Consider the following 15,690-nt stretch of genomic DNA (forward strand, 5'->3'; position numbering starts at 1 on the left):
GTTGCCTGTGCTGTTCGTGGTGTGCTTGATCCGCGTGGGCTCGAGAGCCCACCCTACGGGAGACGCCGCGTGTCGGGGACGCGGCGTTGCGTGTGCTTCAGCCCAGCATGAATACCGGGTAGCGGCGCCACTCGGGTTCGCGGTATTTGGCGCAGTTGGCGAAGATGAAGTCGAGGACGGCTTCCTGGTTGGACAGCAGCTCGGCGTTCGCGGCCTTCCAGGTGGCGAACTTCGCGGCCAGCTCGGGTTCTTCGTTCAGCAGGCGCTCGGCTTCGTCTTCGAACACGTAATCCGAATAGGCTTCCTTCTTTTCCAATACGCTGTTGAAGAAACCCCAGCGGAAGAAGCTGTCGTGGGCCAGCGGCTCGAGGGTCTCGACGATGTAGCGCGCCTTGTCCTGGTCCAGCGAAACGATGACGTCGCCGGCGCGCAGCAGGACCTGGCCGCAGCGCTGTTCCAGCTGCACGTCGTCGTGGAACATGTGGCCCTCGTACGCGTTCGGACGCGAGGCGACCGACACGATGTGGTAGTAGTCCACCTCTTCCATGCGGTCCTCGGCCACGCGCTCGGTCTTGACGCCGTTCAGTTCCAGGCGCTCGATCGCTTCGCGCCAGGCCTGCGGGATGACGTAGGCTTTCGGCGCTTGCACGGTGATGTCGGCGTTGAAGCGGTTGTACCAGGCGATGTCGCGCTCCCACGGCTTGGAGCGGTCGTAGTACAGGCGGCTGTAGTCGCCCAGCACGCTCGGCTTGTAGCCGGCCTCGTAGCCCTTGAAGCGGAAGCTGCCGGGATTCTGCTCGTCCATCGTCCAGTGGATCGGCCATTCGACGCGGGTGCGGCCCGCCTCTTTCGCGGCGCGGCGCAGCGCCTGGATCTGCGCGGCGTTCTTCACCGTGAAGTCGAGCGCGGTCTCGACCAGGGCGCGCATCGAGTCGTAGCGGTCCGCGAACGGTTTCAGCATGTGCGTCTCGGGCATGAAACCGATGGTGTGGTGCAGGGCCGCGTAGCCGGTCGAGAAGCGCGCGGTCTCGAGGAAGTCGGCGATGCCGTGGTCGGGGCTGTCCTTGACCGGGTTCACATACGGGCAGGTTGGCCAGCCGCGCGCTGCCATCTGTTCGTACATCGCCGGCAGCATGGTGTCGCGCAGGAAGCCGCCCAATTCTCCGCCCAGCTTGTCGGGCTGGGTGTGGATCAGGGTCATGGTGTAGCTGTAGTCGGCGCCGTTCGAGGTATGGGTGTCGACCATGACGTCCGGATCCCAGGACGTGAAGAACTGGTTGAAGACCTGGGCCGTCAGGGTGTCGCACTTGACGAAGTCGCGGTTCAGGTCGAGGTGGCGGCTGTTGCCGCGGAAGCCGAACTGCTCCGGGCCGTCCTGGTTCACGCGCGAGGTGTTCGCCCGGTTCAGGCTGCCGTCGACGTTATAGAGCGGGATGAAGATGAACACGGTCTCGCCCAGCGCGGCCAGGCGCGACGGCTGCGTGCAGAAGTCGCGCACCAGCGCCATGCAGCCGTCGACGCCTTCCGGCTCGCCCGGGTGGATGCCGTTGTTGTTGAAGAAGACCGGACGCCCGCTCCCCTTGATCGCCTCGCGGCTGAACACGCCGTCGCTGCTGACCACGCCGGCGTGGATCGGCACGCCCGCGTCCGAGGTGCCGATCGCGCCGAAGCGCAGCACGCTCGGGTAGCGGCGCGCCAGCTCTTCGTACCAGGCGATGCAGTCGCTCCAGGTGGTGGTCTGGTTCTGGTTGCCCAGTTCATAGGGGGTCTTCAATTCGTTCGACATGAGGGTTCCGGCAAGCGTGATTTAACCAAGGCGCTAAGATACCGCAGTTGCGCCCGATAGTGGCAGCGTGATCTCGACCGTGGTGCCGCGCTGCGGCGCCGAGCGCACCGCCATCGTGCCGTGCAGCGCGTACACACGCTCGCGCATGCCGATGATGCCGATGCCCTCCGAGCTGACGGCCGGATCGAAACCCTGGCCGTCGTCCTCGACCGCGATGCGCAGCACCTCGTGCGCGTCGTCGAGCGCCAGCGTGACCTGGGCATTCGACGCCTGCGCGTGCTTCATCACGTTCGACAGCGCTTCCTGCACGATGCGGTAGGCCGAGATCGCCAGCTCGTTGCCGAGGCGCGAGAAATCGCCCTCGGAGTGGAAGGCAAAGCGGCAGCCGGAGCCGCTGTCGTAGTGGCGCAGCATCTCTTCCACCGCCCCGTGCAGGCCGAGCATGTCGAGCACCTCGGGGCGCAGGCGGCGCACCAGGCGCCGGCCGTTGGCGTACAGGTCGAGCGCCAGGCGCGTGATGGCTTGCGCCTTGGTGCGGATTTCGTCCACCTCGGCGCTGGGCCCGGCCTTCGCTGCCAGCATGCCGATGCTCTGCGCTTCCAGCCGCACCGCGATCAGCGAGGCGTTCAGTTCGTCGTGGATCTCGACCGCGATGCTCTTGCGCTCGTCCTCGATGATGCTGTTCACCTTCTGGATCAGCTTGCGCTTGTCGGCGTCGGCGCGCAGCGCCTCGTTGCGCGACGCGAGCAGTTCGCGCGTGCGCTCTTCCACCTTGTTCTCCAGGTCCTGCTTGGACTGGTCGAGCGCCACCGACATCTCGCCGATCGAGGCCTGCAATTCACCGACCTCGCCGCCGGTCGTCACCGGCAGGTTGACCCGGAAATTCCCGCCGCGGATCTCGCGCAGCGCGCCAATCGCGTCGCGCAGGGGCAGCGTCAGCGAGCGCGCCAGCACCCAGGCCAGCACGCCGCTGGCCGCCAGCGCCAGCGCGGCGATCGCCACCTCGACCTGGAAGCGGCGCGTCTGCTTGGCCAGCATGTGGGCCGGCGACATGGTGACGCGCACCGCGCCCACCACCTCGGTGGTCAGCGTCGGCGGGCGCGTGTCGCTCGAGGCCGAGACGTGCGGGATGCCGTTGTCCGAGAACAGGTTGATCCACACCACCTGCTTGCGGATCGGCGCCTCGTAGTAATGGGGCTCGGCGTCGAGCGCCGACTCCGAGGTGACGCGCACGGCGCGCTTGCCGCCCGCGTCCACGACGTCGACCCGGAAGATGCTTTTATCGGACTGCACCAGGCCGTTGATGGTCAGGCGCAGGTCGGTCAGGTTGCCGGAGATGACGTTGTATTCGCTGGTCTCGGCCAGCGCGCGTGCCAGGATGCGGCCGCGCTCGGCCAGCTCTTCGGCCACCTGGGCGCGGTGCGCGTACCACGAGTACCACACAAAAGATGTGAACAGGAACACCACCGGCAGCATGCTGATGAAGGCCATGCGCAGGCCGATGCTCCAGCTGCGCCAGGGCTGGAGGATGCGGGGCAGGCTCATGGCCGCGGCCTTGCGAAGCGGCGCGCCTCTTCGCTCACGTCGATGTCGAGCGAGCGCGCCACGCCCTCGTTGATCGCGGTGCGGAAGTAATGCGGGAACTGCGGCGCCGGCAACTCGCCGGTGGCGACAAAGCTGGCCGCGACTTCCGCCACCTGGGCGTTGATGTCCTCGACCTCGGAATAGGTGGAAGCGAGCGCGCCCACCTTCACCATGTCGGCCGAGAAGCCGATTACCGCCTGTTTTCTGCGGTAGGTCGAGAGCAGGATGCTGCGCACGTTCTCGGGCGTGTACACGGCGCTGTCGGGCAGCGCCAGCAAGGCTTCGCTGCGCTTGACGCGCGCCAGCAGGTCGTTGACGTCGTCGTCAGGCCCGGCCTGCACCAGGTCGGCCTTGCCCTGCAGGCTGGGCGCATAGAAGGCCGTGTGGCGGCCGAGGATGGCCGCGACCCGCACCGGACGCCGGTACAACAGGCTGGCCAGCTGCAGCTGGTCCGCTGGCGCCGGCTCGGCATACACCGCCGTCATGGCGGCCGCGCGCGCCGGCGGCAGTTTTTCGAGCACCGAGCGCCACACCTGGCTCGATGTAAAGGCGGTGATCACCACGCAATCGCAGCGGCGCGCGGCGACCTTGCGCAGCGCGTCCGGCCCCACCGCGATGGTGACCATGCGGCGGCGCTGGGCCAGCTCGGTGCGGAAGGCGGCGAAGGTCGGCACCAGGCGCTTGTACAGGTCGTCCGTGATGCGCGCGGTGACGGCGCTGTCGTCGTCGCCGGTGACGATCTCGAAGCGGTAACCCTGGGCTTTATCTGGCGCGGCGGCACTCGACAGGCAGGCGGCCAGGCCCAGCGCCAATGCCGCGGCCAGGCGGCGCATCGCTCGCGCGGCGCTGCGCATCGGCGCTTAGGGCTCGATCAGGCCGTATTTGACGGCCAGCCGGGTGATGTGGGCCTGGCGCTCCACGCCCAGCTTTTCCTTGATCGACTGGCTGGTATTACTGATGGTCTTGGTCGACAGGTTCAGGCGCTCGGCGATCTCGGCGTTGGTGAGGCCTTCGGCCATCAGCTTGAAGATTTCGAGTCCGCGCTCGTCGAGCTGCGACTGCGGCGAGACGTCCCCACGCACCGCGATGCTGGCCAGGCGCTCGGCGATCTGCGGCGGGAAATACAGCTTGCCCGCATGCGCCTGGCGCACGGCGGCGGCCAGGTCGGCCGGATCGCAGTCCTTGGTGACGAAGGCGTGGGCGCCGATGCGGTAGGTCTCCTTGATCAGGCTGTCCTGGTCGAACTGGCTCAGGAAGACGACCTTCGCGCGCGGGTCGCTTTTGAGGATGTTCTGGGCCGCGTCCAGGCCGGTCAGCTCGGTGCCGAAGCGGATGTCGAGGATGACCACGTCCGGCTGGCACTCGGCATACAGCGCCACCGCCTCGCTCGGCGTGCGCGCCTGCCCCACCACGTCCATGCCCTCGGCCGCCAGCGACATGGCAAAGCCGGTCATCACGATCGGATGATCGTCGGCCAGCATTACGCGAATTGCTTTTGTCTGCACGCTACTTCTCCCTGAATCCCTCTACATGCGCTTACCAATCCCTGGTAGCTATGTGTGCCAATAAACAGAACATGCATCTTGAGGGTTGATTATTTCATACAACGGCGCGGGTGGCGAGCAGGGAGCGCCGGTCGCGATGCGCCAGGCATGCCGTCACGATGGGACAAGCACGATTGCCGAGAAAACGCTTTACTCTTTGCCATGCTGTGGCATATATTTATTCCATCAATTAGAAACATGCTGTTCTTTCCATAGTAAAAGCCCTGCTATCGGCCCTGCCCGGCCGCCCGCATGGGCACCAACAAAAGGAGATCGCCATGCATTTCTCTCATACGCACGATGGCAACGGCGGCAAGGCCAGCAAGTTCGCCCTGGTCGCCGGCCTGCACGCGCTGATCGCGGTCGGCGTGGTCAACATGATGAATGCGAAAGTCATCTCGCTGCCCAAGCTGCCCGAGAATCTCACCGTCTTCATGACGCCCGAGCCGCTGGTGCCGCCGCCACCGCCGCCCGATCCGCCGCGGCCGATGCCGCAGGTGGCGCCGCCCGAGATCGTGGTGCCGAAGGTCGAAGTCGAGGTGCCGCCGCCACCGATCGAGAACCCGGTGCAAACCGCCACCGAGGTCGACCCGATGCCACCGCAGCCGGCCCAGCCGGCGCAGGCCGCGGTTCCGGCCCAGCCATCGAACACTTCCTCGAACAGCGGCACGATGCGCAGCATCGCCCTGGCCGAGGCGAGCGGCTGCGCCACGCCCGCGTACCCGGCCCGCGCCGCGCGCAACCAGGAAAGCGGCACCGTCGTCCTGGCCCTCATGATCGGCACCGACGGACGCGTGGCGAATGCGCGCGTGCAGAAGTCGAGCGGCTCGCGCGACCTCGACAAGGCCGCCCTGAACGCCCTGAGCATGTGCCAGTTCAAGCCCGGCATGAACAACGGCGTGCCGGAAGCCGGCTGGGGCCAGATCGCCTTCGACTGGAAGCTCGAAGGCTAGCCGGACAGTCTCCCGTCTTTGCCCGCCATCCCTCAGCCTGGCGGGTTTTTTTGTGCCTTTTCGAGCCCCCTAACGAGGGAAGGCAGCAGCTCGGCCCGCAATAACGATAACAACGCGATCACAACGCAAGGACTGACCCATGATTCCCGATCCAGACCGGCCCACGAGCGCCACCCCGGCCGGCATTGCCGCCGCACTCCTGTTCGTCATGCTCGTCGCCTGGCTGGCGCTGCGCCAGCAGGATGCGCCGCGGCCGCCGCCCGCGCCGCTCGACGCCCCTGCCACGCAGTTCGCGGCCGACCGCGCACTGGCGCACCTGGCCGTGCTCGCGCAAACGCCGCGCCCGATCGCCAGCGACGCGAACCGCCGGGCGCGCGGCTACCTCGTGGAACAACTGCGGGCGCTCGGCCTGGACCCGCAGGTGCAGCCTGCGACCGTGCAGAAGAACTACGTCGACTACAACGCCAACTACGAGGCCATCGTCGGCGTGGTGCACAACGTGCTGGTGCGCCTGCCGGGGACAGGCGCCGGCCGGGAGCGCCGCCCGGCCCTGCTGGTCGCCGTGCACTACGACAGCGCCCCCGCCAGCGTCGGCGCGGCCAGGGGAGCGCCAGCGGCGGCGCTGCTCGAGATGCTGCGTGCGCTGCGCACGGGGCCGCGCCTGGCGAACGATCTGATCGTGCTGTTCGCCGACGGCGAGCGCGCCGGCAGCCTGGGCATGCAGGCCTTCGTCGAGCAGCACCCGTGGGCGCGCGACGTCGGGCTGGCGCTGCGTTTCGACGCCGGCGGCAGCGGCGGGCCGCTGGTGCTGTACAACACGCGCGGCGCGAACGTCGCCGCGATCGACGGCTGGCGCCGCGCCGCCCCCGACGTGCGCGGCTCCTCGCTGATGCACGAGATTTACCAGCTCGCACCAGGCGCCCTGCGCATCGGCGCGCTCGACACGCTCGACGCGCCGCTACTGCAGTTCGCGAACATCGGCTTGCCGCTGGACCGCGACGGCGAGCGCGACAGCCTCGCGCGCCTGGACGGATCGACCGTCCAGCAGACCGGCGAGGCGATGCTGCGCCTGGTGCGCCAGTTCGGCAACGCGGCGCTGGAGCCACGCCGCGCCAGTCCACAGGTCGTGTTCGAGCTGCCCTTCGGGGCCATGGTCCACTACAGCGGCGAGGTGGTGTGGCCGCTCGCGCGCCTGACTTGCCTGCTGCTGTTCGGCGTGGCCTGCCTCGCCTGCCAGCGCGCCGGCCTGCGCTACGGTCCCTTCCTGCAGGCGGCCTTCGTCGTGCCCGCGATTGCGGTGGCGCTGGGCATCGGCGCCTGGCAGCTGTGGCTGCACGTGCCGGAGCTGCACCGCGCCTGGAATCCGGCGGCGCCGCAGTTCGCGCGCCACGCGCTGGCCTACCTGGTCGGCGTGTGCGCGCTGGCGGCGGCCGGCTTCGTGCTGGCCCAGCGCCGCCTGCAACGGCATGCCGGCGTCACGGCGGCGGCGCTGGCCGCGCTGGTCGCCTTGACCCTGGTGCTGCTGCTGGCGAGCTGGCTCGCGCCCGGCGCCAGTTACCTGGTCGCCTGGCCCTTGATCGCGGCCCTCGCCTGCTTCGCCGCCCTGCACGCGCGCCGCGTGGCTGCCTGGTCCGCGAACGCGCGCCTGGCCCTGCTGCTGGCAGGCAGCGCGCCGGCGATCCTGCTGGTGCTGCCGGCGCTGCGCGACAGCTTCCTGGTGCTCTCGCCGCAGCGCATGAACCTGCCGGTGGCGATGCTGGCGCTGCTGCTCGGCGTATCGACCGTGCTGCTGGCGCTGCATGCGCGGCGCTACGTCGCGCGCGCCCTGCTGCTGGCGGGACTGGGCTCGCTGGCGCTGGCCGGGACTGCGGAAGAAGCGGCCGAGGCAGCCAATGCTGCGCCGCCCGCGCGCGCGAACCGCCTGGTTTACTACAAGGACATGCCGACCTGGGACGCCTACTGGCTGAAGCCCGCCGGGCCGCTCGACGCCTGGGAGCGCCGACTGTTCGCCAACCTGAGCCGGCCGCATTATTTGGTGAGCGTGTTCGGCTGGGAGAAGCCCGAGCAATGGTATGCCTGGGCGCCGCGCACCGGCCTCGAGTTCCCCTTCATCCGCGTGCTCAGGAACGGCAAGGCGCCCGAGCGCCACGCCGATTTCACGCTGGTCTCGAAAAACCGCGCGCCGGAGATCCGCCTGGCGTTGAGCGGCGCGCGCGCGCTGCGCGCCACGATGAACGGCCGCGTCCTGACCGACAAGGAAGCCAAGACCCTGAAGATCGTCGTCTACGGGATGGAAGACGCCTTGCTGCACTTTCGCATCGACGTGCTCGGCGATCCGATCTTTGCCGTGCGGGTCGAGGAAATCGTGCCAGGCCTGCCCGAACACCTGCTGCCGCCACGGCCTGTCGATGCCGCGCCGCTGATTCCGCTGAGCGGAACATCGGTGTCCGCGGACACGCTGTGGTTCTACTAGAAACAACAATGCCCTACAATGTGGCGCACACTCAGCAGTGCGCTTCCACTAACCATCGCAGCAGGATTCCATGCACAAGATCGTCTCCTCCGTTGTCGTTACCGCCCTCGCCAGCAGCCTGGCGCTCGCCTATCCCGCCCACGCCGCCGGCAAGGCGCCCGCCGCCACCGTCAAGGAAGCGCCGTTGCGCGCGCACCTGGCCTTCCTCGCATCCGACGCCGTCGAGGGCCGCGGCACCGGCCAGCGCGGCGGCGAGCTGACCGTCACCTATCTCGAGACCCAGGCCATGGCCGCCGGCCTGCAGCCGGCCAACGGCACCAGCTACCGCCAGGAAGTCAAGATCGCGGGCGTGCGCGCGCTGCCGGAGAAGAGCAATGTCGGCATCGTTGCGGGCGGCCAGGCGCTGCCCCTGAATTTCGGCGCCGATTGGGTCTGGGGCCCGGGCGACGCCAAGCCGGACCACAGCCTGGACGCGGAACTGGTCTTCGTCGGCTACGGCATCAGCGCGCCGGAAGAAGGCTGGGACGACTTCAAGGGCCTGGACGCCAAGGGCAAGGTACTGGTCATGATGGTCAACGACCCGGCCCCGACCGCCGCCGAGCCGAACCGCTTCAACGGCGCCGGCCTGACCTATTACGGCCGCTGGACCTATAAGCTGGCCGAAGCGGCGCGCCAGGGTGCGGCCGGCGTCCTGCTGATCCACACCGACGCCTCGGCTTCCTACGGCTGGAGCGTGGTGCAGAACAGCTGGGCCGCCGCCGAGCGCTTCCAGCTGGCCGACGCCGACCTCGGCACCGGCATGCAGGGCTGGATCACCGACGCCACGGCGCGCAAGCTGTTCGCCGCCGCCGGCCAGGACCTCGACAAGCTGCGCGCCGCCGCCGAAGACAAGAACTTCAAGCCGGTCGTGCTGAACGCCCGCGTCAAGGGCGAGGCGCGCGCCGCCGTGCGCACCCTGAACGAGTACAACGTGGCCGGCGTCGTCCCGGGCACCGATCCGAAGCTGAAGGACGAAGTCGTCATCTACAGCGCCCACTGGGACCACATGGGCAAGCAGGGCACCGAAGGCGACACCATCTTCAATGGCGCGGTCGACAACGCCTCCGGTACCGCCGCCCTGCTGGCGATGGCGCAGGAAGCGGCGCGCGCACCGAGCAAGCGCAGCCAGATGTTCCTGTGGGTCGCGGCCGAGGAGCAGGGCCTGCTGGGCAGCGCGGCCTATGCCGCAAAGCCGCTGTGGCCGATCGAGAAGACCGCCGCCAACCTCAACCTGGACAGCCTGAACTGGGTCGGCCTGGTCAAGGACGTCAGCGTGCCGGGCAGCGAGCGCACCGAACTGGGCGCGATGGCAGCGGCCACCGCCAAGGCCATGGGCCTGACGGTCGCCCCGTCCAAGCCGGACCTGGCCGGCGGCTACTTCCGCAGCGACCACTTCAGCTTCGCGAAAGCCGGCGTGCCGGCCTTCTCGGTCGGCGCCGGCAGCACCTGGGCCAAGGACGCCGAAGCGAACAGCGCGAAAGCCAAGACCTACCGCGCCAAGTACCATCAGGCAAACGACGAATACGATCCGAGCTGGGACCTGTCGGGCATGGTGCAGCAGGCGCAGTTCACGCTGAACCTGGGCCGCACGGTCGCCGACGCACCGAAGATGCCGGCATGGAAAGCCGGCGATCCTTTCGGCAAGGCACGCACCGCCGCGAAGTAATGAGGTGTTCATAACGAAACGGCCGGTCAGGAATGACCGGGCGTTTTTATTTGTGCATACCTGCCACGCCGTTCTGATCGGTGGCCAATGCACTGGCGTAGGGTGGGCTCTCGAGCCCACGCGGTACGACTCATGCACATGGCACGCTTGCGATGCAACTACGCGCCATGAAATATTATTTCACTTTAGCAATAATCCTGAAATATTATTTCACTCAATAATCCCACACACAATCCTCGCCCCGCCCCCACCCAGCGGCGCCGGATGATCCGAGTGATTATCCCCACCCGCATGCACCATCAAGGCCTTGCCCTTCACATCGGACAGCTTCAAACGCGGCGCCAGCACCGGATTGTTCGCCGCCCCCGAGCTCTCGACATACAGCGCCGGCAAATCGCCGATATGGCCATCGCCCCACGGCAGGCCATGCTTCTTGCTGCCGGTCGTATCCAGGTGACCGCCCGCGGCGCCCGCCGGCACCGGCTTGCCGTCCTTCTGGTTGGTGGCGCAGCTGTTGTTCTCGTGGACATGGAAGCCATGCACGCCCGGCGGCAGGCCGGTCAGTGCCGGCGTGAACACCAGCCCGTATTTCGTTTCGCTGATGGTAACGGTGCCGGTCGACTTGCCGACACCGGCATCGGACACCGCATTCATCGTCGCGCGCATCTCGGCGGCGTGCACGGCCGCTCCCAGCCAGGTGGAGCACAGTAGTGCCGCGCAGATCCATTGAGCTTTCATCGCATATCCCTTTCTTGGAAAGTTATTGAACGAGACAACGCGCATCAGTGTAGAACATCCGCTCGAACCGGGCCGTACGGCTCGCCGGGTCAAGCCGGCAACAAAAAAAATGGACCGGCGTGGGCCGGTCCAATTCGGTTCGATGCGCGCGCAGTGCGCTGATGAATTGCTGCGCGTTGCGGTATTTCAGCTCAGGCCGTAGACGTGGCACAGGCGGCGGAAGGTGGTGCAGTCTCCACCGGCGTAGCACTCTTCCTGCATGGCGAGGCAGGTTTCGTACGACGGCAGCGCCCAGGCCGGCGCCATCGAAGAAACCATCACGCCCGACGCCACGGCGACGGCAAATACGGCTTTCTTAAAGATATTCATCGTGCACTCTCCGTTTATTGGAATATTTATGCGATTGAAAATCCTGCTGTTTCCACCATAAAAAGACGGCAATAAATACTAGAGCCGCATTTTTATGATGGCAAAAACTATTTTTACCCATTTGGCATTTTGCATTTGTCGATATATGCCGAATAAATAATTCTCACGCGCGGTGCATGATTCATTCAAAAAGCGTGATTTAGACGGGATGGCGCCGGCAGCACTGCGCCGGTGACGCGAGAAGACGGGGAGGAAGCAGCGGGACGCGCTGGCGGCGTCCCGCTGGCGGGCAATATCAGCCGCGCTTGGCTGCGAATTTGCGACGCACGGCGGCGGCGCCGAACAGGCCCAGGCCGAACAGGGCGACATTGCCAGGTTCCGGCACCGGGTTGGCATCCGCGATCGCGAAGTTCCATACGTGCAAGTAGCTGCTGTTCACGTTGTCGCCGATGTTGGCGACGCCTGCTACCAGCTGGTACACGCCTGCGGTGGCGGCGGTATAGCTGAATTTCACCGGTCCGGAGCTGGTTGCCTGGGGGGTGTTCGACACGTCGCGTGCGAACAGCTGGGCGCCGCCGATCGACACGAAGCTGGTGTCGTTGTACCTGCCGTAATCGAGGCTGAAGAATTCGGCGTAACCGGTCAGCACGTCGCCGGCGTCAAGTTCGATCGCCTGCGAAATCGTCGTGTAAAGGCCTTCACCACGGCCACTGTACAAGGCCGCCACGGTAGCCTCGACCGTGCCGGTGATCATCACGTCGCCTTCGGTTTTCCAGCCGGTGAAATCGCCGGTGCCGAAATCGCCGTTGACGATGACGCCGGCGGAGGCGATGTTGGCAAAAAATGCGAAAGCGGCTGCTGCGATAAGTTTGGTCTTCATTTTATTATTGCTACCTAGTTTGGATTGGATACGATCCAAGAAGCAATAGTTGTGCCGAGAAGCAAATAACTAATCCGGTCAATAAGTTACGCAGAGCAATCCACATTGCATATGCTCATGTGTAAAGTTTTTCGACAGTGAAGACGTGTCTGAAGCGCTATTTCTCATCGGTGAACCAGCTGACTGCCTCCTCCGCAATATTCTGCGGAATTACATGCCCGCCATGAAATTCCTTGTAGAGGAGCGGATATCCGGCAGTACGCAGCTGATGCACGATGGTGCGGCTGCAGGGTTCGATCGGCAGCACGCGATCCTCGTCGCCGTGGGAAATGAAGACCTTCGGTACGCCGCGCTGTTCCATCGAGCCGATGAATCCGGGCGAGAACGCCAGCACGTGGGTGAACAGCGCCCCGTTGGCCAGGCCGAGTGTAAGCGCATACGAGGCGCCGTCCGAGAAGCCGCCGATGCCGAGATGCGCGGTGTCGAGCGCATAGTGCGCGAACGCGTGAGCGAGTGCGCGGTCGACCAGGGCCAGGTCCTTGCCGTATCCGCTGCGGGCGATGATGTCCCAGGTCGATGCGTGCGAGGCCGGCGCTACCAGGATCAGGCCGGCGCGATCGGCCAGGTGCAGCAGGATGCGCAACCCATCGTGGGCGTGGCCGCCTGCGCCGTGCAGCAGCAGGACCAGCGGCATCGGCTGCTCGGCCCGGTAGTGCTCGGGCACGTAGATGTAACTGTCGCGCCGGCCGCCGACGTCGAGCTTGTGCAGGCCGGTCGGGGCATTCGCCGGCGGTACCGTGCCGGGCGCCGGCGGCCGGACGTCGAGATGACCGCGTTCGTTCATGCTGTCCTCCCCTGCTCGTGACTGAAGGCGCAGTGTAGGACGCGGTTATCGCGGGCGGCGCAGGCTTCGATCTTGTCGCGGGCGCTGCTGCGCAGTCGACTCAGTTCAACTGCAATTGCCAGTAGCCGACATCGACCCAGTTGCCGAACTTGCGGCCCACTTCGCCGAAATGCGCGACTTTTTTGAACCCCAGCCGCTCGTGCAGGCGCACGCTGGCCTCGTTCGGCTGGGCGATGCCGGCGATCGCCAGGTGCAGTTCGCGCTGGCGCAATTCGGCGAGCAAGGCTTCATACAGCATGCGCCCGGCGCCCTGCCCGGTCTGTTGGCGGTCCAGGTAGACCGAGGTCTCGACCGAAAACCGGTAGGCCTGGCGCACCCGCCATTTGTGGCGTAGGCGTAGCCGATCAGCGTGTCGCCGTCGATCAGGACCAGCCATGGCAGCCCGGCCGCGCCGACGTCGGCGATGCGCTGCGCCATCTCGCCTGCGGAAACCGGCGCTTCTTCGAACGAGATGGTCGTATTGCCGACGTAATGGTTATAGATGGCGCAGATGGCATCGGCGTCACTGGGGAGTGCGGCGCGAATCGTTGGTCTTGTCATGGCTGCCGGACGAGGAATACTGGATAACGATCATTCAATATTACCCTTGTTCGTGCCAAAAATCTGGTCCAGCTGCCCCGGGTGTTTGCGCATATACAGCTCGTGGAAGATGGCGGTGCCGCCCATGCCCAGGTGTCCTGTGTCGTCATGCTTGTAGAGCGGAACACCCTGCAGTTCGGCATGGCAGCGCGTCTCGTCGCATGGCACATCGTACGTATTGATGACAGCCGTCGTCGGGAATGCCTGCACGGCGCGCCCCAGCAGGTCAGCCGCGACCCGGTGCTGCTCCTCGGCGACCGCGCGTGGGAAACTGCATTCGCGTCGTGCGAAAGCCGGGAGATAAAGACAGTCCGACGGACAATTCACCAGTTCCGCAGGCAGCATCGGAATGTCGTCGAGCATGATGACCCGCTTGCCGGCGGCGTTCAGACGGGCAATTGTAGCGCCCAGCTCGGTTTCGAACTGGCCTTGCGTGTAGCCGCGCGCATTCGGCGCATTGTCGCCAGGTGCATGCGCGTACGCATCCCACACCGCACCCATGAAGACCAGCGTGATCTGCGGATTGGCCAGGATATGGTCCATGACGGCGAGGTTGTGGGCACGGCAGTCCTGGGCGTGATTGCGGATGATCACCTCGGGCGAGTGCTCCGGGCTGTTGGCAACCGGCGCACACAAGGTATAGGTCATGTCCTGGATCGCGATCTGTTTGGCCTTGCCGATCGCATCGATCAGGCCGATCTGCTGATAGGCGTGGCTATCGCCCCAGAGTACGGCCTTGCTCGCGCTGCCGGGTGCGCCCAGGGTGCACTCCGCCGCGGACGTGACGCCGGCTTGGCGCCAGCATTTCTTGGCGCGTGGAACATCGAACACGGAGTAGCCGGCGTGGTGATAGTCGTCCCGATACTGCTGCGGGTAGAACTTCGTGAAGTTATCGGTCGGCCGCGCGAGCTGCGTCAACGCGAGCACGACCACGACCGGCGCCAGCCATAGCATGAGCCAGGTGCGGCCAGGACGGTCCTTGCGCGCGCGCCATGGCAGCTCGACCCAATGGTGGGTCAGCACCGCCAGCACCGTGGACAGGACCAGGGCGAGGATCATCCAGGGCGCGTCGCTCAGGCCGAAGCGGTTGAACGCGAAAATGCAGGGCCAGTGCCATAGATACAGCGGATAGGAAATACGGCCCAGGTAGCGCAGCGGCGCGTTCGACAGCAGCGGCCGCGCAATGCCCGCATGGCGCCCGCCGATGATCAGGAGCGCCGCGGCGACGCATGGCAGCAGTGCAGACGTGCCCGGCATGATCGTCTGCGGCCCGAGCTTCACGCAGCATATCCACACTGCCACGGCGCCCAGGACAAGCAGCAGGTCGGCCAGGTAAGCGGGCAGTGCCCGTGCCCGCGCAATACCCAGGGCAATCACCGCACCAAGCAGGAATTCGAACAGCCGCGCCGGCAGGAAATAGTAGCCGCTCGCCCCCACCTTGTTGGTCTGTACGATCGAATAGGCCAGGGTCAACACGAAAGCCAGGACCAGGACAATCGCCCGCGTCCGGGGTTTATAGCGTCCCAAAAATACCAGGCACAGCGGCAATATCAGATAGAACTGCTCTTCCACCGACAGCGACCAGGTATGCAGCAGCGGCTGTTTCGCGCTCTCGAGGTCGAAGTAATCCGTATGCTTGGCCAGGTAGAAATTCGACCCGAACAGCGTCAGCGCCATCAGGTTCTTGAGAAGCTTGAAGTTCGTTTCGGGGAAATTAAAGACCAGGCAAAACGCGAATGTCGCCAACGCCATCAGGTACAGGGAAGGCAATAGGCGCCGCAAGCGCCGCGCATAGAATTCCGCGAGCGAGAACGTTTTGTTTTCCTGCTGGCGCACGATGGCCAGCGTGACCACATAGCCCGAGATGACGAAGAAGATGTCGACGCCGACAAAACCGCCGGCAAAGCCCATCAGCTTTGCGTGACAGAACATCACCATCAGGACGGCGATGGCGCGGATGCCGTCGACTTCAGGGAAGTAGCGCTGGTCGTGCCTGAATAAACCGGAGGATGGGACCGTGCTTGCGGTAGAGGCCTGCTTGTACGCGACGTCGCTCATTGTGCTGTGGAGAAACCGAACAGGGCGCGATCATAGCATGGGGTTCGGGGCTTTTATAACGATCAGGCCGGGTGATCGGCGCACCCTCTGTCGCGAGAGACGCAAAAAAAAACGGCA

At 65.8% G+C, this 15,690-nt stretch carries 12 protein-coding genes and 1 pseudogene; 3 read left to right on the forward strand and 10 right to left on the reverse strand.

Annotated features, from left to right (window positions below; all coding sequences use genetic code 11):
• Window positions 1-97: 97 nt before the first annotated feature.
• From ACFOPH_RS17120 to ACFOPH_RS17135, 4 genes are read right to left on the reverse strand one after another with little or no spacing between them, the layout of a single operon-like run.
• On the reverse strand, window positions 98-1,786 hold the full coding sequence (locus tag ACFOPH_RS17120) for a M14 family zinc carboxypeptidase (RefSeq protein ID WP_312551732.1): 1,689 nt from the start codon (window positions 1,784-1,786) through the stop codon (window positions 98-100).
• Between the two features lie 33 nt (window positions 1,787-1,819).
• Window positions 1,820-3,331: a sensor histidine kinase gene (locus ACFOPH_RS17125; protein ID WP_312551731.1), complete on the reverse strand. Its 1,512-nt coding sequence runs from the start codon at window positions 3,329-3,331 to the stop codon at window positions 1,820-1,822.
• Window positions 3,328-4,224, reverse strand: a complete 897-nt coding sequence (locus ACFOPH_RS17130; protein WP_379736594.1) for a hypothetical protein — start codon at window positions 4,222-4,224, stop codon at window positions 3,328-3,330. Before ACFOPH_RS17130 ends, ACFOPH_RS17125 begins: the two co-directional genes overlap by 4 nt.
• 6 nt (window positions 4,225-4,230) lie before the next feature.
• Window positions 4,231-4,875: a response regulator transcription factor gene (locus tag ACFOPH_RS17135; protein ID WP_312551729.1), complete on the reverse strand. Its 645-nt coding sequence runs from the start codon at window positions 4,873-4,875 to the stop codon at window positions 4,231-4,233.
• 317 nt (window positions 4,876-5,192) lie between these two features.
• Between ACFOPH_RS17135 and ACFOPH_RS17140 the strand changes: the two genes are divergently transcribed.
• The 3 genes from ACFOPH_RS17140 to ACFOPH_RS17150 all read left to right on the forward strand — a co-directional run bounded on the left by ACFOPH_RS17140 (window position 5,193) and on the right by ACFOPH_RS17150 (window position 10,045).
• Window positions 5,193-5,867 (forward strand): energy transducer TonB, encoded by a 675-nt coding sequence (locus ACFOPH_RS17140; RefSeq protein WP_312551728.1) that lies wholly within the window; start codon window positions 5,193-5,195, stop codon window positions 5,865-5,867.
• Window positions 5,868-6,006: 139 nt separating this feature from the next.
• Window positions 6,007-8,340, forward strand: a complete 2,334-nt coding sequence (locus ACFOPH_RS17145) for a M28 family peptidase (protein ID WP_379736596.1) — start codon at window positions 6,007-6,009, stop codon at window positions 8,338-8,340.
• Window positions 8,341-8,410: 70 nt separating this feature from the next.
• Window positions 8,411-10,045, forward strand: a complete 1,635-nt coding sequence (locus ACFOPH_RS17150) for a M28 family peptidase (RefSeq protein WP_312550415.1) — start codon at window positions 8,411-8,413, stop codon at window positions 10,043-10,045.
• Between the two features lie 210 nt (window positions 10,046-10,255).
• Here ACFOPH_RS17150 and sodC read toward each other — a convergent pair whose 3' ends face one another.
• The 6 genes and pseudogenes from sodC to ACFOPH_RS17180 all read right to left on the reverse strand — a co-directional run bounded on the left by sodC (window position 10,256) and on the right by ACFOPH_RS17180 (window position 15,573).
• A complete protein-coding gene (gene sodC, locus ACFOPH_RS17155; protein WP_379736598.1) occupies window positions 10,256-10,783 on the reverse strand; it encodes a superoxide dismutase [Cu-Zn] SodC in 528 nt (175 codons plus the stop codon).
• Window positions 10,784-10,969: 186 nt separating this feature from the next.
• Entirely contained in the window at window positions 10,970-11,152 is a 183-nt protein-coding gene (locus ACFOPH_RS17160; RefSeq protein ID WP_312550417.1) for a hypothetical protein, read from the reverse strand.
• 295 nt (window positions 11,153-11,447) lie between these two features.
• Window positions 11,448-12,032: a PEP-CTERM sorting domain-containing protein gene (locus ACFOPH_RS17165; protein WP_312550418.1), complete on the reverse strand. Its 585-nt coding sequence runs from the start codon at window positions 12,030-12,032 to the stop codon at window positions 11,448-11,450.
• Between the two features lie 157 nt (window positions 12,033-12,189).
• A complete protein-coding gene (locus ACFOPH_RS17170; protein WP_312550419.1) occupies window positions 12,190-12,876 on the reverse strand; it encodes an alpha/beta hydrolase in 687 nt (228 codons plus the stop codon).
• A 100-nt stretch (window positions 12,877-12,976) separates the two neighbouring features.
• Window positions 12,977-13,476 (reverse strand): annotated as a pseudogene (locus ACFOPH_RS17175) (arsinothricin resistance N-acetyltransferase ArsN1 family B).
• 30 nt (window positions 13,477-13,506) lie between these two features.
• The gene (locus ACFOPH_RS17180; protein WP_379736601.1) at window positions 13,507-15,573 is read right to left on the reverse strand and encodes an acyltransferase family protein; all 2,067 of its coding nucleotides are present in this window, start codon (window positions 15,571-15,573) and stop codon (window positions 13,507-13,509) included.
• Window positions 15,574-15,690 lie beyond the last annotated feature (117 nt).

It is taken from the genome of Massilia haematophila, from assembly GCF_042647645.1.
GTDB lineage: Bacteria > Pseudomonadota > Gammaproteobacteria > Burkholderiales > Burkholderiaceae_D > Telluria > Telluria haematophila.